Source organism: Amycolatopsis dongchuanensis, from assembly GCF_039542405.1.
Lineage (GTDB): Bacteria > Actinomycetota > Actinomycetes > Mycobacteriales > Pseudonocardiaceae > Amycolatopsis_E > Amycolatopsis_E sacchari.
On the sequence record NZ_BAABIB010000157.1, the window covers coordinates 1 to 14749 of the forward strand.

Annotated in this window: 14 protein-coding genes and 3 pseudogenes; 5 read left to right on the forward strand and 12 right to left on the reverse strand. The window is 67.1% G+C overall.

The window, feature by feature from the left end; genetic code table 11:
• Together ABFX51_RS36200 and ABFX51_RS36205 are read left to right on the forward strand one after the other, a co-directional pair.
• Positions 1-523 (forward strand): annotated as a pseudogene (locus tag ABFX51_RS36200) (hypothetical protein); the annotation flags it as partial.
• A 225-nt stretch (positions 524-748) separates the two neighbouring features.
• On the forward strand, positions 749-1399 hold the full coding sequence (locus ABFX51_RS36205) for an Ntn hydrolase family protein (RefSeq protein ID WP_428832533.1): 651 nt from the start codon (positions 749-751) through the stop codon (positions 1397-1399).
• A 352-nt stretch (positions 1400-1751) separates the two neighbouring features.
• Here the strand turns inward: ABFX51_RS36205 and ABFX51_RS36210 are convergent, their stop codons facing one another.
• Genes ABFX51_RS36210 through ABFX51_RS36225 form a run of 4 tightly spaced genes read right to left on the reverse strand, consistent with a single transcriptional unit; the run spans position 1752 to position 5670 of the window.
• The gene (locus tag ABFX51_RS36210; RefSeq protein WP_346056486.1) at positions 1752-3218 is read right to left on the reverse strand and encodes an SAVED domain-containing protein; all 1467 of its coding nucleotides are present in this window, start codon (positions 3216-3218) and stop codon (positions 1752-1754) included.
• Positions 3215-4138: an AAA family ATPase gene (locus tag ABFX51_RS36215; RefSeq protein ID WP_346056487.1), complete on the reverse strand. Its 924-nt coding sequence runs from the start codon at positions 4136-4138 to the stop codon at positions 3215-3217. Before ABFX51_RS36215 ends, ABFX51_RS36210 begins: the two co-directional genes overlap by 4 nt.
• A 12-nt stretch (positions 4139-4150) precedes the next feature.
• Positions 4151-4660 carry an HORMA-1 domain-containing protein gene (locus tag ABFX51_RS36220; RefSeq protein ID WP_346056488.1) on the reverse strand — a complete coding sequence of 170 codons (510 nt, stop codon included), beginning with the start codon at positions 4658-4660 and terminating at the stop codon, positions 4151-4153.
• Positions 4660-5670 (reverse strand): CBASS oligonucleotide cyclase, encoded by a 1011-nt coding sequence (locus ABFX51_RS36225; protein ID WP_346056489.1) that lies wholly within the window; start codon positions 5668-5670, stop codon positions 4660-4662. The genes ABFX51_RS36220 and ABFX51_RS36225 overlap by 1 nt, the downstream gene beginning before the upstream one ends.
• A 133-nt stretch (positions 5671-5803) precedes the next feature.
• On the opposite strand from ABFX51_RS36225, the gene ABFX51_RS36230 reads away from it, so the two are divergent.
• Both ABFX51_RS36230 and ABFX51_RS36235 read left to right on the forward strand, forming a co-directional pair.
• Positions 5804-6124, forward strand: a complete 321-nt coding sequence (locus ABFX51_RS36230; RefSeq protein ID WP_346056490.1) for a hypothetical protein — start codon at positions 5804-5806, stop codon at positions 6122-6124.
• Positions 6124-7209, forward strand: coding sequence for an ImmA/IrrE family metallo-endopeptidase (locus ABFX51_RS36235; protein WP_346056497.1), 1086 nt, complete (start codon positions 6124-6126; stop codon positions 7207-7209). The genes ABFX51_RS36230 and ABFX51_RS36235 overlap by 1 nt, the downstream gene beginning before the upstream one ends.
• Positions 7210-7639: 430 nt before the next feature.
• Here the strand turns inward: ABFX51_RS36235 and ABFX51_RS36240 are convergent, their stop codons facing one another.
• The 4 genes and pseudogenes from ABFX51_RS36240 to ABFX51_RS36255 all read right to left on the reverse strand — a co-directional run bounded on the left by ABFX51_RS36240 (position 7640) and on the right by ABFX51_RS36255 (position 9758).
• Positions 7640-8050 carry an arsenate reductase ArsC gene (locus ABFX51_RS36240; protein WP_346056498.1) on the reverse strand — a complete coding sequence of 137 codons (411 nt, stop codon included), beginning with the start codon at positions 8048-8050 and terminating at the stop codon, positions 7640-7642.
• Positions 8051-8080: 30 nt separating this feature from the next.
• Positions 8081-8317 (reverse strand): annotated as a pseudogene (locus ABFX51_RS36245) (three-helix bundle dimerization domain-containing protein); the annotation flags it as partial.
• 2 nt (positions 8318-8319) lie between these two features.
• Entirely contained in the window at positions 8320-9393 is a 1074-nt protein-coding gene (gene arsB, locus ABFX51_RS36250) for an ACR3 family arsenite efflux transporter (RefSeq protein ID WP_346056491.1), read from the reverse strand.
• Positions 9390-9758, reverse strand: a complete 369-nt coding sequence (locus ABFX51_RS36255) for an ArsR/SmtB family transcription factor (protein ID WP_346056492.1) — start codon at positions 9756-9758, stop codon at positions 9390-9392. The genes arsB and ABFX51_RS36255 overlap by 4 nt, the downstream gene beginning before the upstream one ends.
• A gap of 146 nt (positions 9759-9904) precedes the next feature.
• On the opposite strand from ABFX51_RS36255, the gene arsM reads away from it, so the two are divergent.
• On the forward strand, positions 9905-10660 hold the full coding sequence (gene arsM / locus ABFX51_RS36260) for an arsenite methyltransferase (RefSeq protein WP_346056493.1): 756 nt from the start codon (positions 9905-9907) through the stop codon (positions 10658-10660).
• Between the two features lie 20 nt (positions 10661-10680).
• On the opposite strand, the gene ABFX51_RS36265 is transcribed toward arsM, so the two are convergent.
• From ABFX51_RS36265 to ABFX51_RS36280, 4 genes and pseudogenes are all read right to left on the reverse strand, one after another.
• A complete protein-coding gene (locus ABFX51_RS36265; RefSeq protein WP_346056494.1) occupies positions 10681-11640 on the reverse strand; it encodes a hypothetical protein in 960 nt (319 codons plus the stop codon).
• A 9-nt stretch (positions 11641-11649) separates the two neighbouring features.
• Positions 11650-12693 carry a flavin-containing monooxygenase gene (locus tag ABFX51_RS36270; protein WP_346056495.1) on the reverse strand — a complete coding sequence of 348 codons (1044 nt, stop codon included), beginning with the start codon at positions 12691-12693 and terminating at the stop codon, positions 11650-11652.
• Between the two features lie 41 nt (positions 12694-12734).
• Positions 12735-13934, reverse strand: a complete 1200-nt coding sequence (locus ABFX51_RS36275; protein WP_346056496.1) for an MFS transporter — start codon at positions 13932-13934, stop codon at positions 12735-12737.
• Positions 13931-14692: pseudogene (locus ABFX51_RS36280) on the reverse strand (flavoprotein); the annotation flags it as partial. The pseudogene ABFX51_RS36280 and the gene ABFX51_RS36275, both read right to left, overlap by 4 nt.
• Positions 14693-14749: the final 57 nt, after the last annotated feature.

Genomic DNA, 14749 nt, shown 5'->3' on the forward strand with positions numbered 1-14749 from the left:
GCCGACTGACTGCAACACCAGCCCCACCAACCACAACACGAGTTACGAGACATCCCTTAGGGGTGAGCGGCAGCTCAAGTCGCGGGCTGTGGGGGAAGGACGCACTGCTCCTTGTCCGCCGGAACTCACAAAAATTCTCTGGGAGCACATCTGGGAATACGGTTTCGCTGAGGATGGACGGCTGTTCACCGGTGACCACGGAGGCGAAGTTCCGATGATCACCTACACGCGAGTGTGGCGAGCCGCCCGGCGGCGGACCTTCACGGAGGAGGTTCAAGCGTCGCCTCTCGCGGCTCGCCCGTACGACCTTCGGCACGCCGCCGTGAGCACGTGGCTTGCGGCTGGTGTCGATCCGACCCGCGTCGCAGAGTGGGCGGGCCACTCGGTCGCGGTGCTCCTTGAGATCTACGCGGCGTTCCTGGACGGGGGAGAGGTGACAGCCCGGCGGCAGGTTGAGGCGGCTCTCGGTCACGGGCAGGCGTGGGCACGCATTGGGCAGAACAGCCCGGATTTGGCCGGATAAAGCCGGAGAGTGGGGAGAACCGGCCTGATTGGCCTTCGTGCTGGTCAGGAGCGGTTTCCCCGCTCCGGCGTATGTGCCCTCGGCAGGATTGCCCAAGGATGGGAACGGGCCTGACCAGCAGCGACTCACCGGCACGTTGACGATCGATGCCTGCTATGACCTGCCGGGGCCTCGGGAGGTGTCATCGTGAACCGTTCCTCGCGGGCCACAGCTCGGTTCGTGACGGTGATCATGGGCTTGGTAATAGGGCTGACGTTCCTGTTTGGTTTCGGGAACGTCCTGAGCTTGGCGTTGACACTCGGAGTTCCGGTCTACGTCGCGCCGTTGATCGCACCTGCGGTTGACCTCACCGTCTTGGGGCTGCTGATGGGCACCCGGGAGCTTGCGCTGCGTGGGGGTGATCGCCGCGCGTTGCGGCCGGCGCGGCGTCTGCTACTCGGAGCGAGCGGGGTGACGTTGGTGCTGAACGTGGCTGAGCCGCTGTGCACAGGGGCGTGGGGCAAGGCTGCTTTCGACGCGGTGGGGCCACTGTTACTCATGGGGTGGGCGGAGGCAGGCCCGGGGTTGCTCCAGTTGTTGAACGCGGCCGTCTCCGGCGGAACGAACATCGGGCAGAGCCCAGGGGATCGTCGCGTCCTGGATGCGCCGGGAGACCAGGAGGAGCGGGTGGAAGCAACAGATGGCTGTGGCCACCGCCCGTCGTCGTTCGACCCGGGAGAGCGTGACTTGCTGGTGCGTGCTCGCCAAGAGGACGCCCAGCATTGGCGGCGATACCACCGGCCGATCTCTGCCGAGACGCTCCGCAAGCGTATGCGTGTTGGCGCGGCCAGGTCACGGGCACTCGTTGCGGCGGTCCGTGCGGAGAGGCAGTTCTGAACGACGGTGCGTGAGTGGACGATGGACCTCTACCGTGCCGTGCGTGTCTGGGGGCCCTTTCCCTTCGGCCCTCGTTCCGGGGGCACACAAACATGGGAAACATCGGCAGGCGGCCGGTTGATACTGGAAGACACTTACCAGGTGTGAGCGTCAAGCAACGGGTGGTCGTTGATGAATGGGGTTTACCTGCGCCTTCGCTCACTCGGTTGGTGATGACTGTCGATCAGCGACCGAATCGCTTCACAGGTCTGCCACGCGCGGACGTCGAGGTCGGGTCTTGGCTGTCGGCGGCACGTGCAACGCCTCTGCGTTACGAGGTCGCAACGGGACAGACGTGGGGCGCCGGGCACGGTTAGGCAGTGATAGTGAAGGCTGCTTCGTAGCCCTCGGCTTGTAGATCTTCGTAGATGAGGGTTGGCGCGACTCGGTTCCATCGGTGGCCGAGCAGTAGGGCGAGACCCATCGGGCCGGCGAGGAATAGGTGCACACGGGCATGCCCCCTCACTTCGTGGCGTACGGCGTCGCGGATCCCGACGGCGAGGGCGCAGGCGTCAGCCGGACCGTTTACCGCGTTGTCCCGCGGCCCACCGGGCGGGGAGATGACGACCAGGCGTCCGACAGGGAGCTCGTGATCGCGTGAGAACGAGAGGACGTCGCTCGCGATCGGTGTCGCGATCTCGATGGCCACGCCGAGGTCCTGCCCGAGGCCCAGGTCGTGGCTTGTGACAGTTGGTGTGATGGGTGTGTCGTATGGCGTGTCCGATGACCAAAGTCGGCCGCGTTGGACGACGGCGAGGTCGGTGTTGGTGACCATGCGCAGTGCCGCGCCGACGGTGAAGGCGGTGGCTTGCCGGAGGCTTCCGGTGATGACGATGTTGGCGGCACCGCCGAGATGGCTGGGAATCTTTTCGATCTCTGTCTGCAGGTCGCTCCAGGTGGCGGGCGATTTGGGGTGCCGCTTGGTGTATGGGTCGTCGCCGTCGAAGCGGTCAACCCAGTCGAGGGTGTGGTGTGCCTGGTGCGCGAGGGGGTCGGGTTTGAGGGTGGCGATGGACACCACGGTACGTGGGGGGCCAGCGTGGAGCTGAAGTTCGTTAACGGCGTGTCGAATGGCGTCGAGGTTGAGTTCACGGTGCCCCTGTCGGACCTGTTGGGCGACCCAGCCCGCGCCAGCGGCTACTGCTGGGGGTTCAGCTCGCAGGCCGCTGACGAGCATGGTGAGCGCGACGGTCTCGTGTAGGTGAGTGGGGTCACGGGCGAGGTCGAAGCGCAGCACGGCGAGGAGGTCGAGCAGGTCGGGTTCGGTGAGTCCGGCGGCCGCTGCCCACGCCGCACGTGCTTGGCCACGGCGGGATCGGTGTCCGCCGGTCGCGGCGTATGGGAGTAGTAGGCCGGTTCGCGCGTCCCGGCCCGCGATCAGTGGATCGGCCGGGTCGGGGGCCCGATTGCTGATGAACCTGAGTTCGACGGGCTCGCCGGCTTGCGTGAGTTTGCGCCAGGAGTCGGCGAATTTGGACAGGATCGACGGGCCGCCGGTGTCGGTGGGCGTAGTGAGGTAGGTGGCGTTGACGGGGGTGCTGCTGTCGACGGTGTACTTCACCTGGTTGTAGGTGTGGGGCGAGTGCCGCCGGTAGAGAACGACATCGTCGAGGTTGCCAGCGCCGTCGACCTCGACGCCGACCGTGACGACGGGATTTGGCTCCCCGGTGAGCTGGTCGCGCAGGGTGGTGACGCACGCATGCCAGGCGATCAGCCACTGGTAGTGGTCACCGGCGATGCGGACGCCGGTGGCACTCGGTGGCGGCAGAGGCCCGGTCACGTGACGGTCTCGCGGAACTCGGGGGTCGGCTGCAGTTCGCGGGCGACGGCGAGGAGCGTGTCGTCGGTGAGGGGTTTGTCGGGGAAGGCGGCCAGGACCGCCGCGGGGATGAGGCGCTGGGTGAGGTCAGAGTAGGTGAAGCCCGGTTGCCGCTCGGTGGGTCCGGTCGCGGTGACGAGTTTGGCGACGGTTGCGCTGCTGACCCCGGTTCCGTTGAGGGCCTCGTTGAGCACGGTGCGCCGTTGCTCGTCGTCTGGGCGACCGAACTGGAAGGTGGCGGCGGCGCGGCGCGTGACGGCCGGGTCGAGGGCGCGTTCTCGGTTGGTGCACAGCACCACCAGCACCGGCACGCCTTCGCCCGCCAGGCTGTCAACCCCGGCAAGCAGTGCGTCGACTCCGGCGCGGTCCTCGTGGTGCATGTGCTCGGCGGCACGGGATTGGGCCAGCGCGTCCGCCTCATCGATAACCATGATGTAAAGGGTGGTGGGCCCCTTCGCGCTGCGCGCCTTGCGGCCGAGAGCCAGTAGGTGGCCGAAGGCATCGCCGATGAGTGTGGTCATCTCGCCGACAAGGCCGGTGCCGCGGGCGGTGAGCTTGAGCCGGTAGAGGTAGACGGGCAGGTCGAGCCGATCGGACAGGTCACAACCGAACGACTCAGCGAGAGCCGATTTCCCAGCACCCACGTCGCCGGCGAACACGAACAGCGGGCCGCGGTCGGCGAACAACGCCAGCGCGGGCAACTCAGCCCCGTGGTGCTCGAGCGACCAGGCCCGCAAGCTGGTCGGGTCGGCCAGCAGCCGCGCTTCGCGCCGAAGCCGGTCCTTGACATCGTCGAGCCCAACCAAGCGTTGGTAACGCTCCGCACGCACGGGTTCGGGTAGTTCGACGACGGGGTGGAAGATGTCCTCAACAGCGGCCATGATCCGTTCTCCTTACCAGGCGGTGTACACGTCGCGGTTCACCCCGACGCCGTTGCGGCCGTATCCGTGACCGGACTGGGTACTGCCCGCAATGGTGGTTGGTTCCGCCGCCCCGACGCGGGTGATCGGGAGGCCGTCCTTCACCGTCGCCTGCTGCGTGCTGGTCAGTAGCTGGAACTTCAGCGAGTAGGTGAGGTAGCTGGACCAGCCGTGGCCGGTGACGCTTGCCCTGGCCGGCAGGCTTCCGGGTCGGCTGTCGAGGAGCTGTCCACCGGTGGTGGCGGTGTAGCGAAGCCGGAGCTTCCAAACGTTGGCGCTCGTGTCCTTGAATCCGTAGTCCACGGTGCCGAGGTAGCCGTCGCGTAGCAGCAGGGCCACCTCCTCGGTGTAGTCGTCGATGTCGGTCAACACCGGACGGCCGTACAGACCGTTGATCATGCGGAGGTCCGCGCCGATCTTCGCGCCGACGTAGCGCGCCTCGGTGATGGTGAACGACGCGGTCGCGGTTCTCGTGCTGGTCATCAGGCGCCCTCGAAGGCAGGTCCGAGCAGGTTGCGCCATGCCTGGTTGGCGTCCCCCTTGGTGGGGGCATGGGCGGCCCACATGACGTCCTCCAAAGCGGTGGTGGCGGTCTTCACCAGCCGTTGCCGGTCGGCGTCGGTATAGGTGCGGGTAACGTTGTTGGTCGGGTTGACTGGGTCCCAAAACTGGATCGGGTCGCTAGACGGCGTCACCTCGGTCGCGGGATAGAAGTCGGTGAACACGACCGGGGCCAGCAGGTCGGTGTGGGCGATGTAGGACAGGACCTGTTCGAACGCCCGGGGATAGTTGTTGACCGCGAGCGCCTCGCCGTTCCAACCGTGGTCCCACAGGTGCGCGACGATGAGCTCAAGCAAGAAACTCTTGCAGCGGAGCTGGTCGTCGTTGCGCTTGGCCTCCCGGATCCAGGCTTTGAGCAGCCGGATCAGCTCGCGGTAGTTGGGGCCTGCAGCATTCCGGCGGGTGTGGATGAAGGCAAGGTGCAGGGTGACCGACGTGAGGACCTTGTCGCCCTGCCGAGTGACAAGGTGTCCCCGATCATCGGCCTCTCCCTCGTACAGCACCGGCGCGACGTCGATCTTCAAACCCGACCCGCGCAACGTGATTCCCACCGCGTGGTCGGAGATGACGAAGTCGTCGGCGTCCTTGGTAGCCCCGTAAACCTCGACGCATCGATCCTTGAGCCACTCGAGCAGGCCGCTGACCTCAACGCTGACACCTCCGACGCTGCTGGCGCGAACGTATGCGGCCACGTCGGCATCGGACCCCTCGCCGCGGCGGCGTCGGATAGCCGTGTGCTTCGCCGTGCTGCCCGACGCGCGGAGCTTGACCAGGTCGTAGTCCGGGTGCGCCGCGATGTGTGCCTCCAGGCGCGACCGGAGGTGGTTGACTTGCGTGCGGCGCTTGGCGGCATCGCCAGACGGGACGTTGACCTTGTTCTTGGCGTGCGTGGCCAACACCTCGTGATCCACATGGTACGCGGGCACCGGCATCCCTCCTTCCCTGAGAGAAAATCATGAACCAAGCCGGTTCATGATTTCGTCGGCGACTCTAGCCGCCAGGGAGGCCGATAGCAAGTGCTATCCTGCACCGAGCCGGTTAAGGATTCTGCGGAAGTGGGCGGCGATGATGGCTCTGCTGTTTCGCACCGATGCGATCCGCCGACATTGCTGCGATCTTGATCACATGCGTGCCACATGGGGACCCGACGTCGCCCGCTGCATCTCGCGACGGCTCCAGCAACTGGAGGCCATGTCGACGATGGACGACCTCGATTTCCTTCCGTTCGACTCGTACCGCATTGCCGACGACTGCATTCATGTGATGATCACCCCCGACCTGGCTCTCGTCATCGAGCCTGCCCCGGAAGCGACGAAGAGAGACACCATGCCTAGCATCACCGTCACCCAGGTACTCGTCACCTCCAAAGCAGCGCGGCCATCGTGATGACCTCCACTGGCCAGCTGGACTACAAGCCAGCCGAACTCGTTCACCCTGGTGAGACGCTCGCCGAGTGGCTCGACCACCACGACATGACCCAGGCCCAGTTCGCACGTCGAACCAGCCTGACGCCGAAGCACATCAATCAGGTGCTCAAGGGAGCGGTCGGCATTTCACCCGAGGTCGCGCTCGCATTCGAGCGCGTCACCTCAATCCCCGCCCGATACTGGTCCCAGCTCGAGGCGAACTACCAAACAGCAAAGCAGCAGGTTCTCGAGGAACGAACACTGAAGGAACAAGTCCATCTTGTGGATAAGTTCCCAATCAAGACGCTTGAACGGCTCGGACATGTCGCGCTCAAGAAATCCAAAGTGGAACAGCTGAAGGAACTGCTCAAATTCTTCGCTGTCGCAGATGCGCACGCACTCGACGAGGTGTGGCTCAAACCGGCGCTTTACCGTCGATCGCAGGCTTTTCAAGCTGACGAAGCCGCACTTGCCGCATGGCTGCGACTCGCCGAGCTACACGCTGCTCAGATTCCCACGAAGCCGTTCGATATTGGACGCTGCCGAAGTGTCATACCGGAGATGCGCTCTCTCAGCAGAATGCGTGGTGTCGACTGGATCAGACCATTGCAAGATGTATGCGCGTCCGCTGGCGTCGCACTGGTCATCTTGAAAGAACTCCCGAAGTGTCGGGTCAATGGAGCCACCCGGTGGTTGTCACCCGATAAAGCCATAATCGCATTGAGTCTGCGCCACCGTCGCAATGACATCTTCTGGTTCACACTGTTTCACGAAATGTGTCACATTCTTCGTCACAGCAAGAAGGAAACCTTCGTGGACACCAAAGGAAGCGGTATCGACAATGAACTAGAGAAGGAAGCCGACATCTTTGCATCACGAATCCTGATCCCACCCCACGCCGCCAATGAACTTCATCAGCTCACCACGGCGCGACACGTAGAAAAATTCGCAGAAAAGATCGGAGTCGCACCCGGCATCGTGGTCGGCAGAATGCAACACGACGGAATAATTCCCCATAGTCAATGGACAAATCTCATCGACCGCTACAGGTTCGCGGACGAATGAAGGGGAGAATGGCCAGGGGGACAACCTCGCGCCCAGCAGTCGCGCATCACCTCAACCTTGTCAAATACCCCGACCACGACGGGCGAACTGTCGTCGAGTCGTCGGTCGTACAGACTGTCCGCAACCAAAGCATACGAAGATGCCGTCGGGCGGTGTCCACCTGGCTGCAGGGGAACCCGCGCGGTTTGGCGACCGGTAGCAACTGCGCTCGCCCACCAAATCATCGACCTAACCTCCGCAATGGTCAAATAGAGCATTTACGCGACTGAGACCACCATGCGCAGCGGAACTACCGGGAGCAAGCCCCCCTCGACCGCGACAGTACTCGACTTTTTTCCGGTATCTGGAACGCCTCCGCGCTATGGGATCGCTCAGCAGAGTTGCGGTCGTGTCGTGGAGCACCGGATGTGTCGGTGCAGGCGTCAGTGCGTTACGCGTTGCTGGGAACGAGTTCGTCGAGGAGGGTGCGGACGCGTCGGTCGATTTCGTCGCGGATGGGGCGGACCTGGTCGACGTCCTTGCCGGCGGGGTCGTCGAGTTGCCAGTCGAGGTAGCGCTTGCCGGGGAAGATGGGGCAGGCGTCGCCGCAGCCCATGGTGATGACGACGTCGGCGGCTTGGACGGCTTCGGTGGTCAGTGGCTTGGGGAATTCCTTGGTCAGGTCGAGGCCGATCTCGTTCATGGCTTCGATGACGGCGGGGTTGATGGTGTCGGCGGGGGCGGAGCCGGCGGAGCGGACGGTGACGCGTCCGGCGGCGTGGTGGTCGAGCAGGGCGGCGGCCATCTGGGAGCGGCCGGCGTTGTGGACGCAGACGAAGAGTACTTCGGGTTCGTCGGACATGGTGGCTCCTTGGTTCTTGGCGGTGGCTTCCAGCCGCTGCCGGGCGAAGCGGGCGGCCAGGACGGGCAGGTGGGTGCGGATGCGCGCTGTGGCGGCGAGGTGGGTGTAGGAGTCCTCGACGCAGTCGCGGACGGTTTCGGGTGAGAAGGTGCCGGTGAAGTGCCGGGCGAGCTCGTCGGCTTCGCGGTTGAGCAGGGTCTGGACGTGGCGGTCGGTGAGGCGGCAGTCTTCGATGTCCTGGCAGGGTTCGCCTTCGATGTGGTCCATGGCTACTCCGGGGTGGCAGGGGTGAATCGGCGGCGCAGGGCGAGTGAGACGTAGACGAGCGCGACCAGGACGGGCACCTCGATCAGGGGCCCGACGACCCCGGCGAGGGCCTGGCCGCTGGTGGCGCCGAAGGTCGCGATGGCGACGGCGATCGCGAGCTCGAAGTTGTTGCCCGCCGCGGTGAAGGCGAGGGTGGTGGTGCGCTCGTAGTTGAGGCCGATCGTCTTGCCGAGGGCGTAGGACCCGGCCCACATGAGTCCGAAGTAGACCAGCAGTGGCAGCGCGATGCGGGCGATGTCGAGCGGACGGCTGGTGATCTGGTGGCCCTGCAGGGCGAACAGCACGACGATGGTGAACAGCAGCCCGTAGAGGGCGATCGGCCCGATGCGCGGCAGGAACCGGGATTCGTACCACTCGCGCCCGCGCGAGCGTTCACCGAAACGGCGCGTGAGGTAGCCCGCGACGAGCGGGACACCGAGGAAGATCAGCGTGCTCTTGGCGATCTGCCAGCCCGGCACGCTCAGCGACGTCGTGTCGAGACCGAGCCAGCCGGGCAGGACGGAGAGGTAGAACCAGCCCAGCACCCCGAACATGATCACCTGGAACACCGAGTTGAGCGCGACGAGTACTGCGGCGGCCTCGCGGTCGCCGCAGGCCAGGTCGTTCCAGATGATCACCATCGCGATGCAGCGGGCGAGGCCGACGATGATCAGGCCGGTGCGGTACTCGGGCAGGTCCGGCAGCAGCAGCCACGCGAGGGCGAACATCAGTGCCGGGCCGATCAGCCAGTTCAGCACGAGCGAGGGCCAGAGCAGTTTCCGGTCGCGGGTGACCGAGTCGAGCTTGTCGTAGCGGACCTTGGCCAGGACCGGGTACATCATCACCAGCAGCCCGAGCGCGATCGGCAGCGAGATCCCGTCGACCGCGACGGCGTTGAGCCCGGTCTCCAGGCCCGGGATCCAGCGTCCGGCCAGCAACCCGAGGACCATCGCCGCGCCGATCCACACCGGCAGGAACCGGTCCAGCGTGGACAGCTTGCCGACAACACCGGCCGGCGCCGTGTTGGTGGTGGTCACGCCGTCACCACCGACCCCTCGGCGGGGGTGAGGACGGCGGAGAGCCGGGCCAGGGTCTCGGGCTGGACACGGTAGTAGATCCAGGTGCCGCGCCGCTCGCCCGTGATTAGCCCGGACTCGCGCAGCACCTTGAGGTGGTGCGAGATCGTCGGCCCGGTCAGGTCGAACGCGTCGGTCAGGTCGCACACGCACGCCTCGCCGCCGTCATGGGAGGCGATCAGCGACAGCAACCGCAACCGGACCGGGTCACCCACCGCCTTGAACAGCTTCGCCAGGTCCGCGGCCTGCCCCGCGGACAGCGGTTCCCGCACCAGCGGCGAGCAGCACTCGGTCCCGGCGTCCACGATCGGCAACTGTTTCGACATGCCCCTATCTAAACAGACCTCTATCTTCACGTCCATCGATGCAGAGGGTCAAAGTGTTCATCGACAGGCATCGATCCTTTGGAGGTGTTCCGCGATGAGTGACCAGGAGCTGCGGGAACAGGTGCGCGCGTTACGCGGAGGCGGCGATGCGGGCGAGTGCGGGAGGGGTGGGGTCGTGCTGCGGCGACGGATGCTCCGGCGAGGGTCCCGACCTGACTGGCGGACTCTCCGATGAGGCGGAGCGTTCGTCCTTGCCGCCGGAGGCGGTGTCGGCGAGCCTGGGCGGCGGCAACCCGCTGGCCGTGGCCGAGTTGCGCGAGGGCGAGACCGTGCTCGACCTCGGGTCCGGTGGCGGCATCGACGTGTTGTTGTCCGCGAAGCGGGTCGGCCCGGCGGGCAAGGTGTACGGGCTGGACATGACCGAGGAGATGCTCGCCCTCGCACTGGCCAATGCGGAGAAGGCCGGCGCGACGAACGTCGATTTCCTCAAGGGGAACATCGGGGCGATCCCGCTCCCGGCGAACCGGGTGAACGTGATCATCTCCAACTGCGTGATCAACCTGTCCGTGGACAAACCGGCGGTGTTCGCCGAGATGTTCCGCGTGCTCAGGCCCGGCGGCCGGATCGGCATCTCCGACGTCGTCGCCGAAGACCACCTCACCGCTGCGGACCGCTCCGCCCGTGGCGGGTACACCGCTTGTATCGCTGGGGCTCTGTCGTTCGCCGAGTACCGCGAGGGGCTCGCGGCGACCGGTTTCACCGGCATCGACATCGCGCCGACACACGAGGCGGCCGAGAACATGCACTCGGCGATCGTGCGTGCGACCAAACCACGCCACGCCGTGGTGGGACTGGAACTCCCGCTGACCGAGGCCTCGCCGTCGAAGGCGTGCTGTGAGTAGGTTCGGCCCAGGGCTGTCGGTTACGTGGTCGGGGCAGCCGGTTCGTGCCCCTGTTCAGCGGGAAGCTGATCGAGGTTGATACGGTGGGTGGCGCCGTCGAGGTCGCGGATCAGGGCGATGGCGCCGCCGAACTCCGGGACGACCTCGTCGTGGTGTTCGCCAAGTTCGAGCGTCGCCGGCTCCGGAAAGGGCTCGCCGAGTAGTTCGGTGAGGCTGGCCAGGACGCCCAGGACGTGCTCACGCATGACGTCCATGACCGAGTCCAGGGCGTGCACTTCCTCGGGGTCGTCGCTGATCTGCAGGCAGGCCGTGTGAGCGAAAGTGGGAATCAAGTCCACGCTCGTTCCGCTGGGCGGCCGGCGCAGCTTGACGCGAGCGATGACGTCACCGTCGCTGGTCGGGCCCTCGCGGCGCCACTCGTCCGCGACCTCCAGCGGAGGTGTCGAGCGAACCAGCACCGGCCCGACGTCGAAGGCGGTACGCCCGAGGACGTGCACGGCGCGATGCTTATCCACATTGGACATCCAGCGCAGGATCTCCAGCGGGTGGGTGTGCGCTTTGTCGTTGCCGTGGAAAGGCTGCACCGACTCGATGAACTTCCACACGGGCGGGGCCACCAGCGGTTGCAGTTCTTTCGCGGCCTTGGCGAACTTGGTCGACTGGGTGTGGATCGGGAACATCACCCGGTGAGGCGCATCAGGCGTGCCGGTGTGCGCTTCCGCAGCCGCCCAGAAGCTGTGGTCCAGAGCGGCCCGCAGGTTGGTGAGCACGTCACCGATCAGCACGCTCCACCGTTCGGGGTAGGGGTGAACGATCCGCAGCCGCCAGTGCACGGCCAACAGTGGGTTCGTGTTGTCGCTGGCGTTGTCGGTCCGGTCGTAGACGTAGGAGTCGTTCGCGATCCACTCGCGTCCCTCGCGTGCGAGCAGGTGCTGGTGTTCGACCGCACGAGCCCATTTGATCCACGCCGAGCGCAACATCCGCCCAATCTAAACCAGAGCCACAGGCAGCCGCCGGGCCAGGTAGGCGGCGTCGCGGCCGACACCGCGGAGGGTGGCCGAGGAGAAGCTGCGCTGCCATTCCAGCCCGACGAACCCGAGGCCGGGATGGGTGGTGGACAGGCCCCGGTGCTGTTCCGGTAGCCCGGTGTCGGTGAGGGCGCCGAGCTTGTCCAGGTAGGGCATGGCGGGGCGGAACCCGGTGGCCAGGATGATGGTGTCCACCCGCTCGCGGGTGCCGTCGGGCCAGGTCAGTGTGTCGCCGTCGATGGCGGTGAACAGGCGCCGCTGGTCGGGTGCGCCGCCGTCGATCGCGGCGCGGTAGCCACCGGCGTCGAGGACGAGCATGCTCGGCTTGCTGCGCAGCCACGGGCCGATGGGCAGGATGTCGAAGCCGGTGACGGTGAACCAGAAGTGCACGTCCCGGCCCAGCGGTTTCTGCGTGGCGTAGCGGATCGGTGCACGGGTGGCGAGGGTGACGTGGGCGTGCGGCGTGAGGTCGATGGCGATCTGCACGGCGGAGTTGGCCGCCCCGACCACCACGACGCGCTGTCCGGTGAACGGGCTGGGTTCGCGGTACTCGCTGGAGTGCAGGATCGTACCGGTGAACTCGTCGAGCCCGGGCAGCGCGGGCCGGTGCGGGGAGGTGAACGCGCCGGTGGCGGCGATGACGATCGGCGCGGTCAGCTCCTCACCGGTGTCGGTGGACACCCGGAACTCCCGGTCAGGTCGGGTCACGGCGGTGACCCGCTGGCGGGTGCGGATGTCGGCGTCCAGTGCGGTGGCGTAGCGGCGGAGGTAGTCGATCACTTCGTCGCGGTGCGGGTAGCGGTCGGGGTCGCCGGGGAAGGCCATGCCCGGCAGGGAGCTGTAGCGGGCTGGGGAGAACAGGCGGAGGCTGTCGTAGTAGTGCGGCCAGGACCCGACCGGTTCGTCACCGGCCTCCAGCAGGACGGGCTCGAGTCCGCGCGCCGTGAGGGCGTGGACCGAGGCGAGCCCGGCTTGGCCGCCGCCGATCACTATGGCATCAGGCATGACGAAGAAACCCTTTCGAGACAAGGAGTTGAGCGGACCAGCTACCGGGGTACGCCGGCCACGGAGAGGACCACGGCCGCGCCGGCAGCGAGGGCCAGGACGAGGAAGGTGTGCGGGTAGCCGCCCAGTCCGTCGGCGATCGCGGCGCCCGCCCAGGGTGCGAGCGACATGGTGATCGTCAGCGGCGCGGACAGCACCCCGGTGAGCCGTCCATAGTGGACCGCTCCCCAGCGGTCGGTGATGGCGGTGGCCTGCAGCAGCGTGAACACGCCGCGGGCCATGCCGGCGACCACGGCCGCGATCACGAGTGCGGGTGCGCTGGTGAGCAGGCCCAGAACGCCGGTGGTGATGGCGACCGCGCCGAGGATGATCGCGGTGCGGACCCGGACGCTGGTGTGGCGGGTGAAGGTCGTGTAGCCGAGGCGGCCCAGCACCTGCCCGGCCCCGCCGAGGCCGAGCGCGACGGCGGCGGCATCCGGGCTGAGCCCGCGTTCGGTGAGCAGTGGCACCAGGTTGATCACCGCCGCGAACGCGGCGAACGCCGTCAGGCTCAACGCCAGCACCAGGGCCACAAACGCGCGGCTGCGCGCGATGCGTCCAGGATCGGTGTGCTCGGGGTGCGCGTGCGGCTCGGGACCCGGCCACGGTCCCCGTAGTCCCCACAAGTGGCCCGGGATCGTGATCACCGCCAGGACGGCGGCGAGGACGAGGTAGGTCCGACGCCAGTCGAGGTGGGAGGCCAGCGCGGCGGTCAGCGGGGCGAACACCGTCGACGCCAGTCCCGCCGCGAGCGTGAGCACGGTCAGCGCGCTCACCCGGCGCGGCCCGTACCAGCGGGTCAGCGCGGCGAACGCCGGCGGGTACAGCGTCGCGCCCATCGCCACCCCGGCCAGCAACCACGCCGCGACGAACCAGGCGAGGTTCTGGGCGGTCGCGATCGCCACCACCGCGGGCACCGCGAGGATCGAGCCGCCGGTCATCAGCCACCGCGGCCCGTGCCGGTCCAGCCACCGGCCCACCGGGATCCCGGCGAACGCCGCGACCAACTGCCCACCGGAGAAGCCCGCGGTGATCCGGGTCGACGACCACCCGGTCGCCTTCGCGATGCCGGGGGCCAGGACCGGGAAGGCGTAGTAGAGCACGCCCCAGCTGGTGATCTCGGTGACGCACAAGGTCACCAGGACCCGGCGCAGCCCGGCCGTCGACAGGGAGCCGGGCTGCGCGGAGGCCTCGACCGTCACCGGTCCGTCGAGGGGGCCGACAGCGAGATCAGCTCCGGTCCGGCCGGGGCGCCGCAGCACCCGCCCGAGGAGGCGTCGGCGGCGGGTTCGTCGAACAGGCCCGCCCCGCCGCACACCCCGGTCTCGGCCAGCACCAGCTCCACCCGGTCCGCGGCCTCGTGGTCACCGGCGAGCGCGGCGGCGATCGAGCGGACCTGCTCGTAGCCGGTCATGGCGAGGAACGTCGGGGCGCGACCGTAGCTCTTCATCCCGGCCAGATAGACGTTCGGCTCCGGGTGTGCGAGTTCCTTCGCGCCGTGCGGGTAGACCGTGCCGCAGGAGTGCACATTCGGGTCGATCAACGGGGCGAGCGCGATCGGCGCCTGCAGCGTGGCGTCCAGCTCCAGCCGCAGCTCCGACAGCCAGGACAGGTCCGGCCGGAACCCCGTCACCACCACGACCTTGTCCACGGCCTCGATCGTGCGCCCGTCCAATGAGCGCAACGCCAGCAGCCCGTGCTCGTCACGCTCGACCGCCTCGGTGCGGAACCCCGCGACCACGTGCACCAGCCCCGCGTCCACGGCCTCCTTCGCGCGCAGTCCGAGCGCGCCACGGGCGGGCAGCTGGTCGGCCTCCCCGCCGCCGAAGGTGTTGCCCACCGAGCCGTGGCGCAGGATCCAGCTGATCCGCGTCCCCTCAGCGCGAGCCAGGTCGGTCAGGGCGACCAGCGCCGTGAGCGCGGAGTGCCCGCTGCCCGCGACCGCGACGTGCTTGCCCGCTGTCCCGCGTCAAGAATCTGGCTCAGTTTTCTTGGATGAAAGTTGTGCTTGTTGATC

Coding starts and splice junctions, on each gene's coding strand:
- ABFX51_RS36215 (WP_346056487.1), bottom strand. CDS start 4,138: ATGGCCGCTGTTGAGGACATCTTCCACCCCGTCGTCGAACTACCCGAA.
- ABFX51_RS36220 (WP_346056488.1), bottom strand. CDS start 4,660: ATGACCAGCACGAGAACCGCGACCGCGTCGTTCACCATCACCGAGGCG.
- ABFX51_RS36225 (WP_346056489.1), bottom strand. CDS start 5,670: ATGCCGGTGCCCGCGTACCATGTGGATCACGAGGTGTTGGCCACGCAC.
- ABFX51_RS36230 (WP_346056490.1), top strand. CDS start 5,804: ATGATGGCTCTGCTGTTTCGCACCGATGCGATCCGCCGACATTGCTGC.
- ABFX51_RS36235 (WP_346056497.1), top strand. CDS start 6,124: ATGACCTCCACTGGCCAGCTGGACTACAAGCCAGCCGAACTCGTTCAC.
- ABFX51_RS36240 (WP_346056498.1), bottom strand. CDS start 8,050: ATGTCCGACGAACCCGAAGTACTCTTCGTCTGCGTCCACAACGCCGGC.
- ABFX51_RS36255 (WP_346056492.1), bottom strand. CDS start 9,758: ATGTCGAAACAGTTGCCGATCGTGGACGCCGGGACCGAGTGCTGCTCG.
- arsM (WP_346056493.1), top strand. CDS start 9,905: ATGCGGGCGAGTGCGGGAGGGGTGGGGTCGTGCTGCGGCGACGGATGC.
- ABFX51_RS36265 (WP_346056494.1), bottom strand. CDS start 11,640: ATGTTGCGCTCGGCGTGGATCAAATGGGCTCGTGCGGTCGAACACCAG.
- ABFX51_RS36270 (WP_346056495.1), bottom strand. CDS start 12,693: ATGCCTGATGCCATAGTGATCGGCGGCGGCCAAGCCGGGCTCGCCTCG.